The sequence below is a fragment of the Bradyrhizobium sp. USDA 4506 genome (assembly GCF_054058795.1).
On record NZ_JBSSBM010000002.1, the window covers coordinates 2,622,599 to 2,642,705 of the forward strand.

At 64.3% G+C, this 20,107-nt stretch carries 22 protein-coding genes; 13 read left to right on the forward strand and 9 right to left on the reverse strand.

Features of this window, described 5'->3' with window-relative positions:
• Window positions 1-8 precede the first annotated feature (8 nt).
• From serS to surE, 3 genes are all read left to right on the forward strand, one after another.
• Window positions 9-1,340, forward strand: a complete 1,332-nt coding sequence (gene serS, locus ACVIHF_RS14440; protein WP_253608701.1) for a serine--tRNA ligase — start codon at window positions 9-11, stop codon at window positions 1,338-1,340.
• Window positions 1,341-1,355: 15 nt separating this feature from the next.
• Window positions 1,356-2,414 carry a hypothetical protein gene (locus ACVIHF_RS14445; RefSeq protein ID WP_456792187.1) on the forward strand — a complete coding sequence of 353 codons (1,059 nt, stop codon included), beginning with the start codon at window positions 1,356-1,358 and terminating at the stop codon, window positions 2,412-2,414.
• Window positions 2,415-2,493: 79 nt separating this feature from the next.
• Window positions 2,494-3,261: a 5'/3'-nucleotidase SurE gene (surE, locus tag ACVIHF_RS14450; protein ID WP_028332131.1), complete on the forward strand. Its 768-nt coding sequence runs from the start codon at window positions 2,494-2,496 to the stop codon at window positions 3,259-3,261.
• Between the two features lie 108 nt (window positions 3,262-3,369).
• Here surE and ACVIHF_RS14455 read toward each other — a convergent pair whose 3' ends face one another.
• The gene (locus ACVIHF_RS14455; protein ID WP_026192734.1) at window positions 3,370-3,747 is read right to left on the reverse strand and encodes a response regulator; all 378 of its coding nucleotides are present in this window, start codon (window positions 3,745-3,747) and stop codon (window positions 3,370-3,372) included.
• 536 nt (window positions 3,748-4,283) lie between these two features.
• Here ACVIHF_RS14455 and ACVIHF_RS14460 point away from each other — a divergent pair.
• Together ACVIHF_RS14460 and ACVIHF_RS14465 are read left to right on the forward strand one after the other, a co-directional pair.
• Entirely contained in the window at window positions 4,284-4,940 is a 657-nt protein-coding gene (locus ACVIHF_RS14460; RefSeq protein ID WP_253608699.1) for a protein-L-isoaspartate(D-aspartate) O-methyltransferase, read from the forward strand.
• Between the two features lie 110 nt (window positions 4,941-5,050).
• The gene (locus ACVIHF_RS14465; RefSeq protein ID WP_253608698.1) at window positions 5,051-6,442 is read left to right on the forward strand and encodes a LysM peptidoglycan-binding domain-containing M23 family metallopeptidase; all 1,392 of its coding nucleotides are present in this window, start codon (window positions 5,051-5,053) and stop codon (window positions 6,440-6,442) included.
• A 241-nt stretch (window positions 6,443-6,683) separates the two neighbouring features.
• Here the strand turns inward: ACVIHF_RS14465 and ACVIHF_RS14470 are convergent, their stop codons facing one another.
• The gene (locus tag ACVIHF_RS14470) at window positions 6,684-7,667 is read right to left on the reverse strand and encodes an ATP-binding protein (RefSeq protein ID WP_141340434.1); all 984 of its coding nucleotides are present in this window, start codon (window positions 7,665-7,667) and stop codon (window positions 6,684-6,686) included.
• A 190-nt stretch (window positions 7,668-7,857) separates the two neighbouring features.
• On the opposite strand from ACVIHF_RS14470, the gene yajC reads away from it, so the two are divergent.
• Genes yajC through ACVIHF_RS14495 form a run of 5 tightly spaced genes read left to right on the forward strand, consistent with a single transcriptional unit; the run spans window position 7,858 to window position 12,150 of the window.
• Entirely contained in the window at window positions 7,858-8,214 is a 357-nt protein-coding gene (gene yajC / locus ACVIHF_RS14475; protein ID WP_026192737.1) for a preprotein translocase subunit YajC, read from the forward strand.
• Between the two features lie 39 nt (window positions 8,215-8,253).
• Window positions 8,254-9,855, forward strand: a complete 1,602-nt coding sequence (gene secD / locus ACVIHF_RS14480; protein WP_057018530.1) for a protein translocase subunit SecD — start codon at window positions 8,254-8,256, stop codon at window positions 9,853-9,855.
• A 10-nt stretch (window positions 9,856-9,865) separates the two neighbouring features.
• The gene (gene secF, locus ACVIHF_RS14485; RefSeq protein WP_168858627.1) at window positions 9,866-10,900 is read left to right on the forward strand and encodes a protein translocase subunit SecF; all 1,035 of its coding nucleotides are present in this window, start codon (window positions 9,866-9,868) and stop codon (window positions 10,898-10,900) included.
• Between the two features lie 6 nt (window positions 10,901-10,906).
• On the forward strand, window positions 10,907-11,290 hold the full coding sequence (locus tag ACVIHF_RS14490; protein WP_456780602.1) for an Mth938-like domain-containing protein: 384 nt from the start codon (window positions 10,907-10,909) through the stop codon (window positions 11,288-11,290).
• Window positions 11,287-12,150, forward strand: a complete 864-nt coding sequence (locus ACVIHF_RS14495) for a phytoene/squalene synthase family protein (protein ID WP_225644358.1) — start codon at window positions 11,287-11,289, stop codon at window positions 12,148-12,150. The genes ACVIHF_RS14490 and ACVIHF_RS14495 overlap by 4 nt, the downstream gene beginning before the upstream one ends.
• Here the strand turns inward: ACVIHF_RS14495 and ACVIHF_RS14500 are convergent.
• The 4 genes from ACVIHF_RS14500 to ACVIHF_RS14515 all read right to left on the reverse strand — a co-directional run bounded on the left by ACVIHF_RS14500 (window position 12,147) and on the right by ACVIHF_RS14515 (window position 15,324).
• Window positions 12,147-12,431: a DUF1488 family protein gene (locus ACVIHF_RS14500; protein ID WP_225644360.1), complete on the reverse strand. Its 285-nt coding sequence runs from the start codon at window positions 12,429-12,431 to the stop codon at window positions 12,147-12,149. The genes ACVIHF_RS14495 and ACVIHF_RS14500 overlap by 4 nt on opposite strands.
• Window positions 12,432-12,518: 87 nt before the next feature.
• Complete coding sequence (locus ACVIHF_RS14505) at window positions 12,519-13,622, reverse strand: serine/threonine protein kinase (RefSeq protein ID WP_456780601.1); 1,104 nt, start codon at window positions 13,620-13,622, stop codon at window positions 12,519-12,521.
• Window positions 13,623-13,627: 5 nt separating this feature from the next.
• Window positions 13,628-15,061, reverse strand: a complete 1,434-nt coding sequence (trmFO, locus tag ACVIHF_RS14510) for a methylenetetrahydrofolate--tRNA-(uracil(54)-C(5))-methyltransferase (FADH(2)-oxidizing) TrmFO (protein WP_456780600.1) — start codon at window positions 15,059-15,061, stop codon at window positions 13,628-13,630.
• Window positions 15,062-15,171: 110 nt separating this feature from the next.
• Entirely contained in the window at window positions 15,172-15,324 is a 153-nt protein-coding gene (locus ACVIHF_RS14515; protein ID WP_016846063.1) for a DUF1127 domain-containing protein, read from the reverse strand.
• Between the two features lie 721 nt (window positions 15,325-16,045).
• Here ACVIHF_RS14515 and ACVIHF_RS14520 point away from each other — a divergent pair.
• Window positions 16,046-16,330 (forward strand): hypothetical protein, encoded by a 285-nt coding sequence (locus ACVIHF_RS14520; protein ID WP_028332121.1) that lies wholly within the window; start codon window positions 16,046-16,048, stop codon window positions 16,328-16,330.
• A 145-nt stretch (window positions 16,331-16,475) separates the two neighbouring features.
• On the opposite strand, the gene ACVIHF_RS14525 is transcribed toward ACVIHF_RS14520, so the two are convergent.
• From ACVIHF_RS14525 to ACVIHF_RS14535, 3 genes are all read right to left on the reverse strand, one after another.
• On the reverse strand, window positions 16,476-17,291 hold the full coding sequence (locus ACVIHF_RS14525) for a lytic murein transglycosylase (RefSeq protein ID WP_253608693.1): 816 nt from the start codon (window positions 17,289-17,291) through the stop codon (window positions 16,476-16,478).
• Window positions 17,292-17,298: 7 nt separating this feature from the next.
• Window positions 17,299-17,439 carry a hypothetical protein gene (locus ACVIHF_RS14530; protein ID WP_156436338.1) on the reverse strand — a complete coding sequence of 47 codons (141 nt, stop codon included), beginning with the start codon at window positions 17,437-17,439 and terminating at the stop codon, window positions 17,299-17,301.
• Between the two features lie 83 nt (window positions 17,440-17,522).
• Entirely contained in the window at window positions 17,523-18,434 is a 912-nt protein-coding gene (locus ACVIHF_RS14535; protein ID WP_057018609.1) for a DUF2189 domain-containing protein, read from the reverse strand.
• A 287-nt stretch (window positions 18,435-18,721) separates the two neighbouring features.
• Here ACVIHF_RS14535 and ACVIHF_RS14540 point away from each other — a divergent pair, with 287 nt between their 5' ends.
• Both ACVIHF_RS14540 and ACVIHF_RS14545 read left to right on the forward strand, forming a co-directional pair.
• On the forward strand, window positions 18,722-19,135 hold the full coding sequence (locus ACVIHF_RS14540) for a DUF3597 domain-containing protein (protein ID WP_229160630.1): 414 nt from the start codon (window positions 18,722-18,724) through the stop codon (window positions 19,133-19,135).
• A 105-nt stretch (window positions 19,136-19,240) separates the two neighbouring features.
• Window positions 19,241-20,032: a fumarylacetoacetate hydrolase family protein gene (locus tag ACVIHF_RS14545; protein ID WP_456780599.1), complete on the forward strand. Its 792-nt coding sequence runs from the start codon at window positions 19,241-19,243 to the stop codon at window positions 20,030-20,032.
• Window positions 20,033-20,107 lie beyond the last annotated feature (75 nt).

Below are 20,107 nucleotides of genomic sequence, written 5' to 3' on the forward strand. Positions count from 1 at the left end.
ACTGACCCATGCACGACATCAAAGCGATCCGCGACAACCCGACAGCCTTCGACGCCGGCCTGAAGCGCCGCGGGCTAGAGGCCCTGTCGCCGTCGCTGCTGGCGATCGACGAGAAGCGACGGGCGGCGATCCTGGCGTCGGAGCAGGCCCAGGCGCGGCGCAATGCGGCCTCGAAGGAGATCGGCGAGGCCAAGAAGGCGAAGGACGAGGCGCGCGCGGCCAAGCTGATGGCTGAAGTCGCCGAGCTGAAGACCACGATGCCGGAGCTCGAGCTGGCGGCGAAATCGTCCGATGACGAGCTGACCAAAGAGCTGTCGTCGATTCCGAACCTGCCGCTCGACGAGGTGCCCGACGGCACCGACGAGTACGGCAATGTCGAGCACCACGTGTACGGGAAGAAGCGCGACTACGGCTTTGCGCCGAAGCTGCATGACGATCTCGGCACCGCGCTCGGCTATATGGATTTCGAGGCGGCGGCGAAACTGTCCGGCGCACGCTTCGTCGTGCTGAAGAAGGGCCTGGCGCGGCTCGAGCGTGCGATCGGACAGTTCATGCTCGACCTGCACACCGGCGAGCATGGCTATACCGAGATTAATCCGCCGCTGCTGGTGCGCGACGCCGTGATGTTCGGCACCGGTCAGTTGCCGAAATTCGAGGACGACCAGTTCTGGGCGATCAAGGGCGAATTGCTCGCGTCGCCGAATGCCGATCTGCGCAGCGAGCGCCTCGGCCTGATCCCGACCGCGGAAGTCTCGCTGACCAACCTCGCGCGCGAATCCATCCTCGACGAGAAGGAGCTGCCGATGCGGCTCACCGCGCTGACGCCGTGCTTCCGTGCCGAAGCCGGCGCGGCGGGACGCGATACGCGCGGCATGATCCGCCAGCACCAGTTCACAAAGGTGGAGCTGGTGTCGATCACGACGCCGGAAGCCGGCAAGGATGAGCTCGAGCGCATGCTGTCCTGCGCCGAGCAGGTGCTGCAGAAGCTCGACCTGCATTATCGCGTGATGACGCTGTGCGCCGGCGACATGGGCTTCTCCGCGCAGAAGACCTACGACATCGAGGTGTGGATGCCGGGGCAGGGCGACGGCGGCGCTTATCGCGAGATTTCGAGCTGCTCGGTATGCGGCGATTTCCAGGCCCGTCGCATGGACGCGCGCTATCGCGGCCCCGACGGCAAGCCGCGCTTCGTGCATACGCTGAATGGCTCCGGCACGGCGGTCGGGCGCGCTCTGATCGCCGTCATGGAGACCTATCAGCAGCAAGATGGTTCGATCGCGGTGCCCGATGTGCTGCAGCCCTATATGGGCGGGCTCAAGGTCATCGAGCACGGCATGTGAGGCGAGGCCAGTGTGATGCCGCTGCACCGTGACATCCACTGGCTAGGTCGACAATGGGCCGTCACGGGCCACGGTCTGCAGCTGATCAATCAGAAGCAGATGGGCTATTACGACATCGAGGCCGCGCGCCTGTGGGACGCGCGCGTGACGGAGGTGCAATCGAAGGCCTGGATCGACAGGCCCGACTTCGACAAGGCGCTGGAGATCGCGCGCGGCAAGTTCGCCCAATTGGCGCCGGCAGATCTGCCGCCACCACCTGCACCGATTGGGTCGCCGCCACCGCCGGTCCGGGCGACGCCGCCGGCCGCGCCGCGCGCGCCGCTTGACGCGACATCGGTGCCCTCGATCGAGGAGCTGCTGGCCAGGCTGAAATCGAAATCCGCTGCGACGGCGCTGGGCGAAGCGCTCGCTCCGGTGCCGCCCAAACCCGAACCGCTCAGGGTTGAGCCTCGGAAGGTCGAGCCGGCGAGGTCCGAGCTCCCCCAAGCGGCTTGGGTCGCCCCCGAACCGTCCAGGGCTGAGCCTCGCGCGTTTGAAATTCCGAAGGCCGAGTCGCTCACGACCGCGCCCGCCAAAGCTGATCCCATCAAGGCCGATTCCATCACGGCCGATCCCATCAAGAAGTCCGAGCTCCCCACGTCGGAGCTTCCGAAGCCTCCCGAGCCCGAGCCTCGCCAAACCGCACCAATTGCTCTTGAGCCGGCCAGGCCGGAAGCTCGGAGGGTTGAGCCGCCCAAGGTTGAAGCTCCCAAGGTTGAAGCTCTCAAATCTGAAGCTCCCAAGGTTGAAGCAAAGCCTGAACCTGCCAAGCCTGAACCTGCCAGGCCCGAGCCTCCAAGGTCGGAAGCTGTCGCGTCCCGAGGTCTCGGGGCCGAACTGCGTCAGACCCCACGGGTCAAAGTGCCAGAGGCGCCGCGGCCAACGCCCGTGATTGCGGTTGTTCGGCGGCCGGCCAGAGCAGCCTGGCCGGTGTTCGAGCGCAAGATCGCCGGCAGCGCGCGATTTGTCCGTCCATGGCGCGTGACGTCGGCACGATGGCGCGGGCCATCGCCAGGTTTGCCTCCGCGGCCCTAGCCGGTTAAGACGGCAGTCAACTCAAGAAGCCGCAGCGTAAGATACCCGCGCCGAATCGGAACAAAAGGCACTTTGACGGATGCGAATTCTCTGCACCAATGATGACGGCATCCATGCTCCAGGCCTGCAGGTCGTCGAGCAGATCGCACGCGCGTTGTCCGACGACGTCTGGATCGTTGCCCCCGAGCTCGATCAGTCCGGCGTCTCGCATTCGCTGTCGCTCAACGATCCGCTGCGTCTGCGCGAGGTCAGCCCGCGTCACTTCGCGGTGCGCGGCACGCCGACCGATTGCGTCATCATGGGCGCGCGCCACATTCTCGGAGACAAGCTGCCCGATCTCGTGCTGAGCGGCGTCAACAAGGGCCGCAACGTCGCCGAGGACGTGGTCTATTCCGGCACCATCGCCGGCGCGCTCGAAGGCACCATTCTGGGCTTTCCGTCATTCGCGCTGTCGCAGGAATTCTCGATTGAGACGCGCAACGCGCCGCTGTGGGACACCGCGTTGAAATTCGGGCCCGACATCATTCGCAAGGTGATCGGCGCCGGCGTCCCCAGAAACACCGTCATCAACGTCAACTTCCCGTCCTGCATGCCCGATGACGTGAAGGGCATCCGGATCACGCGGCAGGGCAAGCGCAATCAGGGGTTCCTGAAGATCGATCGCCGTCACGACGGACGCGGCAATCCATATTTCTGGATCGGCTTCGAGCGCGCGGCGATGATGGATGCGCCGGCCGAAGGCACCGATCTCGCCGCGCTTGCGGCGCGCTACGTCTCGGTCACACCGCTGCGGCTCGACCGCACCGATGAAGCATTTTCGGAAACGCTGATTGATACGCTGAAGTAATCCTCGGGGAATCTGTAGCCCGGATGGAGCGAAGCGAAATCCGGGACCCGTATTGTGAAGTCCCCGGATTACGCTTCGCTCCATCCGGGCTACGTGCGCAACTTGCGGCTAGACCGGCGCGCCCTTCATCGCGCTGGAGATCACTTGGGCCAGCGTTTCCAGCTGGAAGGGCTTTTGCAGCGCCGGACGGTCGCGATACTCCGGAGGCAGGCCGGACGAGCCATAGCCGGTCGCGAAGATGAAGGGGCGGTTGCGGGCGTTGATCAGTTCGGCGACCGGGGTGATCACCTTGCCATTGACGTTGACGTCGAGGATCGCGAGGTCGAATTCGGTCGATTGCGCAAGCTTGACCGCTTCGCCGATCTCGCCGGCCTCGGCCGCAACGCTATGGCCGAGTTCCTCCAGCATATCGGCGACCATCATCCGGATCATGACCTCGTCCTCTACGAGGAAAACTGAACAGCCCGCCGGCCGTATCGCTGTCATGATGGAATCCTTGCCCTTCCCTGAATCAGGCTCGCAAATAACATTACAGCGCGCAATGCAAACGTTCGGGAATTGGTCCTTTTCCGGCGCGCCACAGCGTTTTCCGCATCGCGCTGGCGGGCTTTGCTGCGCAAGATTTGCCCAACAGCCAACGAGGTGTGTTGGCCCTACGAGCGCCCTGATCTGCGCCACCCAGACGTTAACTGCGCATCGCCGCCGATTATATGTGAGGGGGCCGGGCCGGCGCCAATGCCAAATCTGGCGATGGTTCCTGGCCGGGAACAAAACGCGACGGGAAATTTTTCCTTAACGCGGTATTTCGGATTTCAATGGCATCTAGTGTCCCGAATCCGAAGTTCGCATCATTTGCCGCACCTTCGGAGCGAACTTCGGATTCGATAAGGACACTAGCAAACTTATGATTCTAGTGTGCTTTATGAATGCGAAGTTCGTGAAAGTGGCTGCCGCGAAATCGCACGAACTTCGCATTCAGCACACTAGAGGGCAAGATTCCGCGCTGCCGCCCAGAGACGCTGATGAACATGGCCGTGAACCCCGATCCGACCGAGAAGATGATGTTTCAGCTGACCCTGCGGCGGCGTGGGGTGAGCGATCAGGCGGTGCTGCGTACGATGGAGGAGGTGCCGCGCGAGGTCTTCGTCGATCCGCGCGATCGCAACGAGGCCTATCGCGACAGCGCGCTTGCTATCGCCTGTGGGCAGACCATCAGCCAGCCTTTCGTCGTGGCCTACATGACCGAGCAGTTGAAACTGCAGCAGGACCATCGCGTGCTCGAAATCGGCACCGGCTCGGGCTATCAGGCGGCCGTGCTGTCCCGGTTGTGCAAGCAGGTGCTGACCATCGAGCGCTACCGGACGCTGGCCGACGGCGCCCGCAAGCGCCTCGAAAAGCTGGGTTATTACAATATCGAGGTGCTGCTCGGGGACGGTTTCGACGTTCCGGCCGGGGCAGGCGACTTCGACCGCATCATCGTCACCGCGGCGATGGAGCAGATCCCGGAGAAGCTCTTGGAGCGGCTCGAACCCGGCGGCATCCTGATCGCCCCGGTCGGGCCGCATCAGGGTATCCAGACCCTCGTCCGCGTGGTGCGGACCGAGAACCGCTTCGACCGCAAGGAATTGGTCGACGTCCGCTTTGTGCCGGCGTTGCCGGGAATCGCGCGCGAATTGTAAATTTGGCGATTTGCTGCTTGGCACCAACGCCTTATTCGCAGGGTTAAGCGGTTATTTACTCGGTACGTGTTTACTCAAAACAGTCTTTTGTTGCGTACGAGTGAGTAACCATGTCTGGGGTTGTTGAGTTGCTTCGCTCGCGTCGCGTACCGCAGGTTGCGGTGCTGACGCTGATGTCCATGGCTTTTGCCGGTTGCAGCGCCGATATGTCGTCGCGCTTCTCGCAAAACTCCTACTCGCAAAATCCGTTTGCGTTTGATCCGCAGCCGACCGGCACCGTGCAGCAGGCGCCGCCGCCGCGCGAGTTGCCGCAATACGCGCGGCCGCGAACGCAACCGCAGTATTCGCAATACCAGTCACAGCCGTTGCCGCCGCCGGTCGCAGCGGCGCCGCAGTCCTATCCGGTCGCCAATGGCAATGCCGGCGTCTCCGGAGGAGGGCGCGGGGTCTCGTCCTACACGCCGCCGCCCGCGCGTCCGCAGATCGAATCCACCGGCACCGTTCCGCATTCGGTCGCCGCAGGCCCTGCCGGGCACAACGGCACCACCATCATCGTCGGCACCAGCGATACGCTGGAAGTGCTGGCACGCCGCTACAACGTCTCGACCGCCGAGATCCTGCGCGCCAACGGCTACAAGGGACCGCGCGCGCTGTCGCCCGGCCAGCAGCTGGTCATTCCGCGCCCGACGGCGTCGGCCGCGGCGCCAGCAATGGCCGCACCGGCCACGCGCCCTGTCGCCGTGGCAGCCGCGCCCGCCGGCGTCCACTATGTCAATCGCGGCGACACGCTGCACAGCATCGCGCGCCAGCACCACATCCCGGTGGCCGAGCTCGCCCGCGCCAACAATCTTGACCAGTCGGCCCGGCTGAGCCTCGGCATGAAGCTCGTGGTGCCCGGCGCCAAGACGGCGATGGCCGCACCCGCGTCCGTTGCGCAACCCATTGCTGCCGCGCCGGTTGCTGCCGTGGCTCCAGCACCGGCGGTCGCAGCCCCGAAGGTCGTTGCAACCGCGCTGCCGCAGCAGAGCGCGCGGCTGGTCCAGCCGACCGCGACCGTCGAACAGCCGGCGGCTGCGGCTGAAGCGCCCGTCGTCACCAAGTCGAGCGAGGCCACCGGCGCGTTGCCGACCTTCCGCTGGCCGGTGCGCGGCAAGGTCATCACCGCCTACGGCTCGAAGACCAACGGCAAGGTCAATGACGGCATCAACGTTGCGGTGCCCGAGGGCACGCCGGTGAAAGCGGCCGAAGACGGCGTCGTCGCCTATTCGGGCAATGAGCTGAAGGGCTACGGCAATCTCGTGCTGGTCCGCCATTCCAACGGCTACGTCACCGCCTACGCCCATGCGAGCGAAATCCTGGTGAAGCGCGGCGATACCATCAAGCGCGGTCAGGTGATTGCCAAGTCGGGCCAGTCCGGCGAGGCGGGCTCGCCGCAGCTCCACTTCGAGATCCGCAAGGGATCGTCGCCGGTGGATCCGCTCCAGTTCCTCAACGGCGCGTAAGCTACGCGTCGGGACTTCAAGGGACTTCCAAGTCTCACAACAAAGACAGCGGGGGAGGCGCAAGCCTCCCCCGTTTTGTTTTGACGATTGCAGCGACGATTACTTGCCGCTCAGCCGCGTAGCCCGGATGGAGTGAAGCGAAATCCGGGAGCTCACCCGCGGCGTGCACCGATCCCGGATTGCGCTGCGCTCCATCCGGGCTACACAGGCGATGGCGGGAGGGCTATGCCTCCCATTCCTGTTAATTGCCACTAAGCCGCACGCCGAGCCGGCCTGCGAGTTCCTGCGTGTACTGCCAGGCGACGCGGCCCGAGCGCGAGCCGCGGGTGGTCGACCATTCGAGCGCCTCGCGCTCGAGTTCGTCCTCGGCGATCTTGATGCCGTAATGGTCACAATAGCCCCTCACCATCGCGAGGTATTCGTCCTGGCTGCAGCGGTGGAAGCCGAGCCAGAGGCCGAAGCGGTCCGACAGCGACACCTTTTCCTCGACCGCTTCGCCGGGATTGATCGCGGTCGAGCGTTCGTTCTCGATCATCTCGCGCGCCAGCAGATGCCGCCGGTTCGAGGTCGCATAGAGGATGACGTTGTCGGGGCGCCCCTCGATGCCGCCTTCCAGCACGGCCTTCAGCGACTTGTATGAGGCATCGTTGCCGTCGAACGAGAGGTCGTCGCAGAACACGATGAAGCGGAAGGAGGAGCTGCGCAGCAGCTCCATCAGGCCGGGCAGGCTCTCGATGTCCTCGCGGTGGATCTCGATCAGCTTCAGCCGGTCGGCCGGCTTGCGGTCGAGATTGATGCTGGCATGGGTGGCCTTGACCAGCGACGACTTGCCCATGCCGCGGGCGCCCCAGAGCAGCGCATTGTTGGCGGGCAGGCCGTCGGCGAAGCGCTCGGTGTTCTCCATCAGGATATCGCGCATCCGGTCGACGCCCTTGAGCAGGCCGATCTCGACGCGGCTGACGCGCGGCACCGGGGCGAGGCGCCCGTCCGGATGCCAGACAAAGGCGTCCGCGGCGCCGAAGGTCTCGGCCGGATCGAGGGCCGGGGAGGCGTCCGCGAGGCGGCTGGCGATGACCTCCAGGGCGTTCGCGATCCGCTCGGCCGCTGCGCCGTCGAGCGCCGTTACCGGGCGTTTTGTCGCGGCGTTTTCAGCGCGCTTGGCGGCAGCCTTGGGGGTGGTTTTGCGGGTTGTTTTACTGGTCGTTTTCTTGGCTTTTTTCGGCATTTGTCCAGTTCCTGACGGCGCAGCCTTATCGGGCTGGCGGCGGTCCCGCAAGCGCCCTAAATGAAGGTCCGTTAACGTTGCAATTGGGACCGCGGCCGCTATAGTCCGCGCGAATTTGTCCGGACCGCCATACCGCCCCGAATCCGAGGGCGCTGCCGGTTCTTTCCCGTCTTATCCGAGGATCGTCCGAATGCTGATTACTCCTGCGTTTGCCCAGGCTGGAGCGACTGGTGACACCAACAGCATGTTGATGTCGCTGCTGCCATTCGCGCTGATCTTCGTCATCATGTACTTCCTGATTCTGCGCCCGCAGCAGAAGAAGGTGCGCGACCATGCGGACCTCGTGAAGAACATCCGCCGCGGCGACACCGTGGTGACCTCGGGCGGCCTCGTCGGCAAGGTGACCAAGGTGGTCGACGACGACCAGATCGAGTTCGAGATTTCGGACGGCGTTCGCGTGCGCCAGATGCGCCAGATGATCTCGGGTGTGCGTACCAAGGGTGAGCCGGCGAAGGGCGACGCCAAGGACGAGGCGTCCGCGAGCTGATTGCCGCGGCGCCTTTTTGGAATCTGACGGGTCAACTCGATGTTGTATTTCACGCGGTGGCGAGCGCTGGGGATTATCCTGACAGCGCTGGTGGTCTGCCTGTGCGCCGTGCCCAATTTCTTCCCCGAAGCGCAGGTGAAGACCTGGCCGGCCTGGGCGCAGCGGCGCCTGGTTCTCGGCCTCGATTTGCAGGGCGGCTCCTATCTGCTGCTCGAAGTCGACTCCAACTACGTGAAGAAGGAGAAGCTCGACCAGATCCGCGACGATGTCCGGAAGGTGCTTCGTGAAGCCAAGATCGGCTACACCGGGCTCAACACGCGTAACGACGCGGTGGAAGTCCGCATCTCCAGGGAAGGCGACCAGGCGACGGCGCTGTCGAAGCTCCGCGAGCTGTCGCAACCGCTCGGCGGCCTGCTCGGCTCCAGCGGCCAGCGCAGCCTCGAGGTTGCCGATGCCGGCGGCGGCCTGATCCGTCTGACGGTCCCGCAGGCCGCGATCACCGAGCGCATCCGGCAGACCATCGAGCAATCGATCCAGATCGTCGAACGGCGCGTCAACGAGCTCGGCACGGTCGAGCCGGTGATCCAGCGTCAGGGCACCGACCGCATCCTGGTCCAGGTGCCGGGCCTGCAGGACCCGACCCGCCTGAAAGAGCTGCTCGGCAAGACCGCGAAGATGGAATTCCGCATGGTCGACAGCTCGGTGTCGCCGGACCAGGCCCAGCAGGGCCGCCTGCCGCCGGACTCCGAACTCTTGATGAGCGCGTCACCGCCGCCGGTTCCGTATGTCGTCAAGAAGCAGGTCCTGGTTTCCGGAGGCGAGCTCTCCGATGCGCAGCCAGGCTTTGACCAGCGCACCGGCGAGGCGATCGTCAGCTTCAAGTTCAATACGTCGGGAGCGCGCAAATTTGCCCAGGCGACGGCCGAAAACGTCGGCCAGCCGTTTGCGATCGTGCTCGACAACAAGGTGATCTCGGCACCCGTGATCCGTGAACCGATCACCGGCGGACAGGGCCAGATCTCCGGCAGCTTCACCGTGCAGTCGGCCAACGATCTGGCGATCCTGATGCGTGCCGGCGCGCTGCCGGCGCCGCTGACCGTGATCGAAGAGCGTACCGTCGGTCCCGGCCTCGGGCAGGACTCGATCGAGAAGGGCGAGCTCGCGGCCTATGTCGGCTCGATCCTGGTCATCGTGTTCATGCTGATCACCTATCGGCTGTTCGGCGTGTTCGCCAACATCGCGGTGGCGATCAACGTCGCCATGATTTTCGGACTGCTGTCGCTGCTCAACGCCACGCTGACGTTGCCGGGCATCGCCGGCATCGTGCTGACCGTCGGCATCGCGGTCGACTCCAACGTGCTGATCTACGAGCGCATCCGCGAGGAATTGCGCGGCGGCCGCAACGCGATCTCGGCGATCGACGCCGGCTTCAAGCGGGCATTGGCGACCATCCTCGACTCCAACATCACCACCTTCATCGCCGCCGCCGTGCTGTTCTACATCGGCACCGGACCGGTCCGCGGCTTTGCCGTGACGCTCGGCATCGGCATCATCACCACGGTGTTCACCGCCTTTACCCTGACGCGCCTGATCGTCGCCGGCTGGGTGCGGTGGAAGCGGCCGCAAACCGTGCCGATCTGAGAGGCCTGTTGTGACTCATACCGTTCTCATTGGCCTTGGCATCCTGATCGCCGTGTTGACCGTGGTCGCGGCGCTCGGCCTGCTGCCGCCGCTGCGCATCGTGCCGGACGACACGCATTTCGATTTCACCCGCTTTCGCCGCATCAGCTTCCCGATCTCGGCGCTGCTCTCGATCCTTGCCATCACGCTGTTCTTCACCCACGGCCTGAATTTCGGCATCGACTTCAAGGGCGGCACGCTACTGGAGGTGCAGGCCAAGTCCGGCACCGCCGACATCGCCGCGATGCGCACCACCTTGAACGGCCTTGGCCTCGGCGAGGTGCAGCTTCAGCAGTTCGGCGGTCCGGCGGAAGTCCTGATCCGCGTCGCCGAGCAGCCCGGCGGCGACAAGGCGCAGCAGGATGCGGTGACGAAAGTGCGCGGCGCGCTCGGCGAATCCGTCGATTACCGTCGCGTCGAGGTGGTAGGACCGCGCGTCTCCGGCGAACTGCTGGCCTACGGCATGATCGGCCTGATGTTCGCGATCATGGGCATCCTGATCTACCTTTGGTTCCGGTTCGAATGGCAGTTCGCGCTCGGCGCCATGATCGCCAACGTCCACGACATCGTGCTCACGATCGGCTTCATGTCGATCACCCAGGTCGATTTCGACCTCACCAGCATCGCGGCGCTGCTGACGATTCTCGGTTATTCGCTCAACGATACCGTCGTCATCTACGACCGTATCCGCGAGATGCTGCGGCGCTACAAGAAGATGCCGATGCCGCAGCTGCTGAACGAATCGATCAATTCGACGCTGTCGCGCTCGATCATCACCCACGTCACCGTGACGCTGGCTTTGCTCGCGCTGCTGCTGTTCGGCGGCCAGGCGATCCACAGCTTCACCGCGGTCATGATGTTCGGCGTGGTGCTGGTCGGCACCTACACCTCGATTTTCATCGCGGCGCCGATCCTGATCTATCTCGGTGTTCACACCACGCGGGGTGGAGAGGCGGCGCAGGACGCGCCGGCCAAGAAGCCGGACACGGCGGCAGCCAAGAAGTAGCCGGTCATGAGCAACTCCTCGGACGCTCCCCATCTTCCGAGGTCGGCGCCGATCGAGGCCTACGGCAAGGGCGGCTTCGCGTTTGCCGATATGTCGCACCGCGGCTCGCTCTTGTGCCTGCCTGACTCGATCTGGGCCTGGCCGGTCACCAGGCCGCAAGAGATCGACGAATACTCGCTGCAAAAGGTGTTCGCGGCCGCCAATGCGATCGACACGCTGATCGTCGGCACCGGCACCGACGTCTGGGTCCCGCCAAAGGGCCTGCGCGAGGCTCTGCGGGCCGTGCGGGTGGTGCTCGATCCGATGCAGACGGGACCTGCGATCCGCACCTACAACATCATGCTGGGCGAGCGGCGTCGCGTCGCGGCGGCGCTGATCGCGGTGCAATGAGCGCGACAGAGGCACCGAAGGACGGCGCGGCCTTCTGCGCCGATCTGGTGCGGAGCCATGACTTCGTGCGCTACGCGTCGACCTTGTTCCTGCCGGGTCCGGAACGGCGCGCGATGCTTGCGATCTACGCCTTCAACATCGAGGTCTCGCGCGTGCACGAGCAGGTCAGCCAGCCGCTGCCCGGCGAGATGCGGCTGCAATGGTGGACCGATATGCTGGCCGGTGCGGGCCATGGCGGCGTCGAGGGCAATCCGGTCGCGGCAGAACTGCTGCACACGATCCGCAATCACCGTCTGCCGGTCTCGCCATTCTCGCGGCTGGTCGAGGAGCACCAGTTCGATCTCTACAACGACCCAATGCCGTCGCTGGCCGCGCTCGAGGGCTATCTCGACGCCACGACCTCAGTGTTGTTCTCGCAGGCGACGCGCGTGGTGGCGCGGCCGTCGGAGGCGATCGATCATCTGGCCCGTCATGCGGGTCTTGCCCAGGGCATGGCTCAAGTCATCGCTTCGCTCGGCCGCGACGCCTCACGGCATCAGCTGTTTCTGCCGTTACAGCTGCTGCAGCAGCACGGCGGCAGCAAGGAGGAGGTGTTTGCCGGCAAGGTGACGCCGAACATCCGTGCCGCGATCGATCAGCTTGCGGACGAGGCCCAGGGCCATCTCAAGACCTCGTTCGGGCTGCTTGCGGATGTTCCGTCCGGCGTGAGGCCGATCTTCCTGCCGCTCGCCCATGTCAGGCGCGAGCTGAACCGGGCGAGGAGGGAGGACTACGACCCGTTCCTGCCGAAGCCGGTTTCGCGCCTGCGCACGCTCTGGACGTTGTGGCGAGCCGCGCGCACGGAGGAGTTCGGTCGCTAGCTCTGCGCTTTCGGGATGTGCTTGGTGAAGATCCGGATCGTTATGCCCTTGACCATCGGGCCACTGTCATAGATGTCGGATGCGATCTGTTCGACCGCGTCGCGCAGCGCAACGAACTGGGCTTGCCGCGCCATGCTCGCCGTTCCACGCGTGCCGGCCAGCTCGTCCAACGCGGCGTCGCTGATCTGGCATTCGATTTCCTGGTCGCCGTTCATCATGGTGAATCCGAACGCCAGTCGTTCGGAATCGTATCCCCCGATCCGGCCACGGGTGAGTGGCATTAAACTTGTCCCTTGAGCGCGCTACCCCTCGCAAAGAGTGAAGCTTCGCGCCGCGTTTGTCGAGGGCCCCGCGCCGACAAGCGCGCGCTAACCTGCCGGCCGGTCCATCTCGGCGACTTCAAAATTGAAGCGGTCGCGCAGATTCTTGCGTTGCTCGAGGATGTCCTTGAGGAACTCGCGATCGGCGTCGCTGCGCATCATCGGTTCGATCAGGTCGATCTGGTTCATGGCGACGAGCTGCAGGATTTCGGTGCGCGGCTTGCCGGCGGCATCGCGCGGCAGCGCGTGCACGATCTGGATGTGTTCGGGCGGCTTGACGTCCCTGGCGGCGGTAAGCTCGTTGCGTAGCGTCTTTTCCAGCGCGGACTGGTCCGCCTCGACGAAGGCGTAGAGTCCGACGCCGACGCGCCGGTCGGCAAAGGCGACGATCGCGGTGTCGCGCACCTGCGGATTCTTGCGGATCAGATCGATCAATACCGGGGCGTCGTTGACCAGCCTCCGGCCGCCGCCTTCGCGGTCGGTGAAATTGAAGATGCCGCGCGTGATCGCCTGATAGACCTTCTTGCCGGTCTTGAGCCAGATGCTGGCGACCGCGGACTTCTTTGCGAGCACCTTGCGCTCTTTCGGCGTCAACGCCTCCGGCGCGTAGCTGCGCTTGTGCTTCAACAGATGCCGCAGATCCTCATAGGCGGCGATGCGGAACAGTCGGCTGCGGGTCTTGAAGCAGGCGGCAAGCTGGAAGTCGGTGAGGTAGGCGCGGCCATCGCGGCCGACCAGCCAGTTCTGCTCCTTGGCGAGATCGTTGTGGCAGATGCCGGCGCGATGCAGCTTGCGCAACGCGGCCTTGGCGGAACGAAAATAGGCGACGTCGCCGTGCGGCTTCGCCAGATGCAGCGCCGCGCCGTCGATGAAGCCACGCACCAGCGCGCGACGGCCGGCCCACAACAGCTTCGGCCCGACGTCGAGGTCGCGCGCCAAGGTCAGCGCGCGGCGCTCGCGCGAGAACAGATGCAGCGCCAGGGCGAACGACCAGAACGGCACCTGATCGAGCCGGCGCAGCACGCCGTCGACCTCGCCGTCAGCGGCGCGGAAGCGGCCGCGCTCGACGGTCGAGAACACGTCGCGCTTGAGCAGCACGCCCTGGCTCCACCGCACCGACAGGGTGGCGTCATCGTCTTTCGGCAAGCTCATGACTGTCAGGCCGCTGCCGCAACGCGCAGGTGCTCTGCGATCCAGTGGTCGAGATCGGCGAGCGCGCGGGCGCTGATTGCCTGCTTCTTGGCGACGGTCTTCTCGTTGCCGCGCAGCCGCGAGCCGTCCGGCTTCTTGGTCGGCGCACTGGCCAGCGGCGGGAACAGACCGAAATTGATGTTCATCGGCTGGAACGAGCGCGAACCGGCCTCGATTGTTTCGATGTGGCCGCCAGTGATGTGGCCGAGCAGCGCGCCGAGCGCGGTCGTCGCCGGCGGCGGCGTCAGCGCGGCACCGCGCATGTCGGCGGCAGCGCAAAGGCCGGCGATCAGGCCGACGCTGGCCGACTCGACGTAACCCTCGCAGCCTGTCATCTGCCCGGCGAAGCGCAGCCGCGGCTGCGCGCGCAGACGCAGCTGACCGTCGAGCAGCTTCGGCGAATTCAGGAAGGTGTTGCGATGCAGGCCGCCGAGGCGCGCGAACTCCGCGTTCTCGAGGCCGGGGATGGTGCGGAACACGCGCTGCTGCGCGCCGTGCTTCAGCTTGGTCTGGAAGCCGACGATGTTGTAGAGCGTGCCGAGCTTGTTGTCCTGCCGCAGCTGGACGATCGCATACGGCTTGACCGTCGGGTTGTGCGGATTAGTCAATCCCACCGGCTTCATCGGCCCGTGGCGCAGCGTCTCGTGACCGCGCTCGGCCATCACCTCGACCGGCAGGCAGCCGTCGAAATAGGGCGTGTTGGTCTCCCAGTCCTTGAAGTCGACCTTCTCGCCGTCGAGCAGCGCCGCGACGAAGGCGTCATACTGCTCCTTCGTCATCGGGCAGTTGATGTAGTCGGCGCCGGTGCCGCCGGGGCCGACCTTGTCGTAGCGCGACTGAAACCAGGCCACCGACATGTCGATGGAATCCTTGTGCACGATCGGCGCGATCGCGTCGAAGAATGCCAGCGCGCTCTCGTCGGTCAGCTGCCTGATGGCGTCGGCAAGCGGTGCCGAGGTGAGGGGACCGGTCGCGACGATGACGTTGCTCCAGTCGGCCGGCGGCAGCCCTGAGACTTCCTCCCGGCTGATCTCGATCAGCGGATGTTCGTTGAGCACCTTGGTGACGGCCGCCGAAAAGCCGTCGCGGTCGACCGCCAGCGCGCCGCCGGCGGGCACCTGGTTGGCGTCGGCCGAGCGCATGATCAGGGAGCCCAGCCGCCGCATCTCCGCGTGCAGCAGCCCGACCGCGTTGTTGGCGGCATCGTCGGAGCGGAAGGAGTTCGAGCAGACCAGTTCGGCGCAGCCTTCGGTCCGATGCGCCTCGGTCATCCGGTGCGGGCGCATTTCGTGCAGCACGGCGCGGACGCCGGCATTGGCGACCTGCCAGGCGGCTTCCGAGCCGGCGAGCCCCGCGCCCACGATGTGCACGGGTTGGGAAGAGGATTGATGCGGTGTCATCGCGCAGCGTTAGCGCGTTTTGATCTCATATGCATCTGAAACCGCACCACAAACGACGACGCCCGCTGTGGAAGCGGGCGTTATCCGTTTAGCAGATGGCTTGCGGCCGATTAGCCGTTGTAGGTGCCGGCGGCAACGCGCGGAATGTCCGAGCGGTCGAGGCCGATATCGGCGAGTTCGCGATCGCTGAGCTGGGACAGTTCGCTGACATTGCGCTGATAATCCCGGAAAGCCTGGATCATGCGGATGAGCGAGAGCAACATGGTAGTCTCCTAGTAATTCAGATTCAGCTTTTCCAAAGCCTCATCGTTGAAGTGAATATAGATGATATAGTGCAGTGCGGTAGTTCCGATGTTGCGATGCAGCTAAGCTCAAAACGCATAGCGATGGTAAGTTCCGGTTAACCGTTTGGCGCATCGAGCCAGGTCCGGTGGACCAAAGTTCCGCATAGCTCGGCGACGGCGAAAAAATCTTCTTGAGATCAGTGAGTTAGAAGAATGGTGGTGGCTTGAACTACGCCGTTCATATGGTAATTACGAACCGTTCGGTCAAGGGATGACGCGCGTCTGACGCCAGATCACGGCGGCGTGTTCCATGCGCGATTCGCATGCGGAATATTGCTGTATGAATGATTTGATATTCATAGCATGATGGGGCGGCACCTAGGCGGACGCAGCGTCAATCAGTCGCATTGACCTCGGAGGTAATTCGGTCCTCCCGCCCGTTCAGATTTTCGCCTGCCGCGCGAACGCGCTGCTGATTATCGGAAGTGCAGCTCGATTGAAGTGAACGCATCGAGCAAAGCTATTGCGGCGCCGCTTCCTTACCGACATGTAATCAAAACACTATGCAACGCATGCGCGATGCGCGCGCAGCGCTCATCACGTTTGTATCGCGCGAAGTTCATTCTGAACGGTGCCGGGGACAGCGAATAATCGTTCCGCAGATTCCGCAATCACGCTGGGATCTGTCCAAGAACAACAGATGGATCATCCCATGATTAAGACATTGATCGCAGCAGCCACCGTGGCTGCCGTTGCCTACGCTGTCGCTCCCGCTCAGGCCGCGCATCGTCATCACGCGGGCCTCGGCTGCAGCGGTGCCAATCTCGGCAAGACCGAAGCTGCAGTCGAAGCTATGGCTGACAATGAGGTCAAATTCGCGGCGGAGAAGGAAGTCTCGCTCGCTCAGGACGCGATGCTGAACAACAAGTGGGGCGCTTGCGGCGCGCATCTCAGCAAGGCTGCCGAAGCCAGCATGGCGAAGTAGGTTTTGGTCATAGCGATAGGGGCCGATTGCCTGGGGCAGTCGGCCCTTTTTGATTCATCCGCAGCTGGACCAGCTTTGATCGAGTCAGAGCAGAAGGTTGGCCTCATCCTTGGCTCGCTGCGCCACGCACGCTGGTGTGAAAGCGCTACGGAGCCTTGGCGAGCTGGGTGGCGAAGTAGCCGATTGTCTTGGCGTACACTTCGCTCTTGTTCCACTGCTGGATCACCGCAAAATTCTCGCTGCCGGGCTCCCAGCCCTTGCCCTTCTTCCAGCCATAGCTCTTCAGGTAGTTCGCCGTCGACGCCAGCACGTCGGGCACGTTGTGCAGGAGGTCGCGCTTGCCGTTGCCGTCAAAGTCGACCGCGAACTTGATGTAGGACGACGGCATGAATTGAGTCTGGCCGATCTCGCCGGCCCAGGCGCCGCGCATCTCCTGCGGCGGCAGATCGCCGCGCTCGACGATGCGCAAGGCATCCATCAACTCGGCCTTGAACATGTCGGAGCGGCGGCAATCATAGGCGAGCGTCGCCAGCGAACGTATGGTCGGAAACTTTCCGGTGTTGACACCGAAATCGGTCTCCAGTCCCCAGATCGCGACCAGGATTTCGCCCGGTACGCCGTAGGCCTCCTCGATTCGCGACAGCACCGAGCCGTAGCGCTTCATCATGTCGGAGCCGCGATTGAGCCGCGGCGGCACCATGCGGCCCGAGAATTGCTCGAAGGTCTGGCTGAACACCTGCTGCGAATGGTCGCGGGCGAGGATCGCCTTGTCCTGCGTGACGCCAGTCAACCCGGCCTGGATCGCGTTCTGCGAAATGCCCTTCGTCGCAGCTTCCTTCTTGAAATCGTCGAGCCAGGATTCGAACGTGCCCGTGCCGCATTGAGCGGCCAGCGCCGATGCCGTCGAGGTCAGGAGCCACGCGCCGATGGCGAGCGTGCGAAAGCAAGAGCGAGAGGTCATAAGCGATTCACTCCGGGGTCTGCGATGTCATCGATTGGTCGCGCAAGGCGGCGGGTATGTTCGCGGCAACAGCGGCCAAAACAAGGCTCGTGACCGAGCCGCTTTTTCTCAGGCCGCGCTGCAAATGCCACGCCAGTTTCACACCCATTTGACGATCCTGAACGACAAACCGCCGGCCGAACATATCGGCCGGCGGTTGCTTTGACGTTTACGAATCCGGGTTAGCGGCGCTTAGCCGCGATCGCTGCGCCGCCACGGAAACAGATTGGCCGGGAAGTCCGCGGCGGGCTTGCGCTCGCGCGGTTCGGGGATCACCGGCCGCGCATTCGGATCCTTGACGATGACCTCGCGATAGAGATGCCAGGTGGCGTGACCGAGCAGCGGGATCACCACGGCAAGCCCGAGGAAGAACGGAATCGTTCCCAGCACCAGCAGCACCGCGACGATCAGGCCCCAGGCCGCCATCGGCACCGGGTTCTGTGCGACGGCGCGCATCGACGTCACCATGGCTTCGCCGGCGGTCGCCTGGCGGTCGAGCATCATGGGGAAGGCGATCACGCTGATGCAAAGCGCGACGAGCGCGAACAGGAAGCCGACGCCGCAGCCGACCACGACGAGCCACCAGCCTTGCTGGGTGGTCAGCACGCGCGCGGCAAAATCGGGAATGTTGGCCGCGGTCTCATAGCCGAACACCGCCGTGTAGATCGCCTGGGCGGTGGCGATCCAGGTCACGAACAGCGCGAACAGCAGCGTTCCGACCCCAAGCATCGCGCCGAATGACGGTGAGCGGAATACCTCCATGGCATCCCAGGCAGATGCTTCCCCGCCGTCCTCGCGGCGGCGGCTCATCTCGTAGAGGCCGATGGCGGCAAACGGGCCGAGCAGGGCAAAGCCCGCGGCCAGCGGAAACAGCAGGGGCAGCACGGAATAGCCGTGCACGGTGCGCGCAAGCACGAGGCCGAGCACCGGATAGATCAGGCAGAGGACGATGGCGTGACTTGGCACCGCCTTGAAGTCTTCCCAGCCGAGACGCAGCGCATGATGCAAATCGGACAAGCCGATGGTGCGGATGACCGGCGCAGACGCGGCGCCTTGTCCGCTCTGCGTCATCGAACTGACATTGCCTTGGTATGACGTGGCCATGGTCGTTGTCTCCCTCTGGGCGGTCGCATCTGGCGCCCGGCATGCGGGCACAAACCTGCCGCTTCTCGAAGCGATCACGATCAAGCCAGACGCGAAAGACAGAGCAGGGAACTGGCCGTGTCGCGAACTGTAAAACGAGGGTACTCCCAAACTGTGCCAAAAGCACTCACGCTTAAGTGAATGTCGCATTGGCAAGCTATGGAGGGGGCGATAGACTTGAACTGCGACCTCGGTCAGGCGCCCAAGGCCGTCTGGCCTTCACATCTCAACTCTCTTGGGAGCGAACGATGAGCATTTTCGGAAAAATCATGGGCGCGATCTTCGGCAGTAGCGCCACCGCTGCGCCCGCCGGCGGAACGGCCACAAGCGCAGCTCCCGCCGGTGGATCCGGCAGCGCATCGTCGTCTCCTGCCGCAGTGCCCGCCGGCGCGGCGCCGGCGCAGTCCGTTGACGTCGCCCCGATCCTCGACAAGGCGGTTGCCGCCAAGGGCGAGAAGCTCGAGTGGCGGACCTCGATCGTCGACCTGATGAAGGCGCTCGACATCGACTCCAGCCTGTCGGCCCGCAAGGAGCTCGCCAAGGAGCTCGGCTACAGCGGCGACACCAACGATTCCGCCAGCATGAACATCTGGCTGCACAAGCAGGTGATGACCAAGCTCGCGGCCAATGGCGGCAAGCTGCCCCCCGACATCAAGCACTGACAGGATCATCCTCCCGTGCATAGAAAGGGCCCGCGCCAACGCGGGCCCTTTTTTATCGATCGGCGAACATCTATAGGTCGGCCAACAACAACAAGGAGAACGCCCATGACTGATCTCGATCGCCGGACGATGCTTGCGACCGGCGCTCTCGCACTGGCCGGCGCCGCCGCGCAATCCGCGCCTGCCCATGCCGAGGCCGCGCCGAAGGCGATGTTTCCGGTCGCGGCCGTGACGATCCCGATCGTCGGCGCCAGCGAGGTGTTCCAGGTTCGCCGCATCTACTGCATCGGCCGCAACTACGCCGCGCACGCCATCGAGCGTGGCTCGGACCCGACGCGCGAGCCGCCGTTCTTCTTCCAGAAGCCGACGGATGCGATCCAGAATGTCGCGATCGGCACCGTCGCCGATCATCCCTATCCGTCGCTGACCAAGAATTATCACCATGAGGTCGAGCTGGTCGCCGCGCTGAAATCCGGCGGCACCAATATTCCGGCCGACAAGGCGCTCGATCACGTCTATGGCTATGCGCTCGGCCTCGACATGACGCGGCGCGATCTGCAGAACGGCATGGCCGCGGAGAAGAAGCCGTGGGAGATCGGCAAGAGCTTTGACCATGCCGCGGTGCTCGGGCCGATCCATCCGGCTGATAAGACCGGCCACTTCACGCATGGCGCGATCTCGCTCGCGATCAACGGCACGGTGCGACAGAGCTCGGATCTGAAGAACATGGTCTGGAGCGTCGCCGAGCAGATCGCAAAGCTGTCCGAGGCATTCGAGCTGAAGGCCGGCGACATCATCTATTCCGGTACGCCGGAGAACGTCGGCCCGGTGGTCAAGGGCGACGTGCTGCTGTGCAAGCTCGAGGGCCTGCCCGACATGTCGATCAAGATCGTCTGACGAACGCGGCGCAAAAAGTGTTTTCGAGCGAAGTGGATACCGGTTCGCGTAAAGAAAACGCGTCATAAGGAGCAG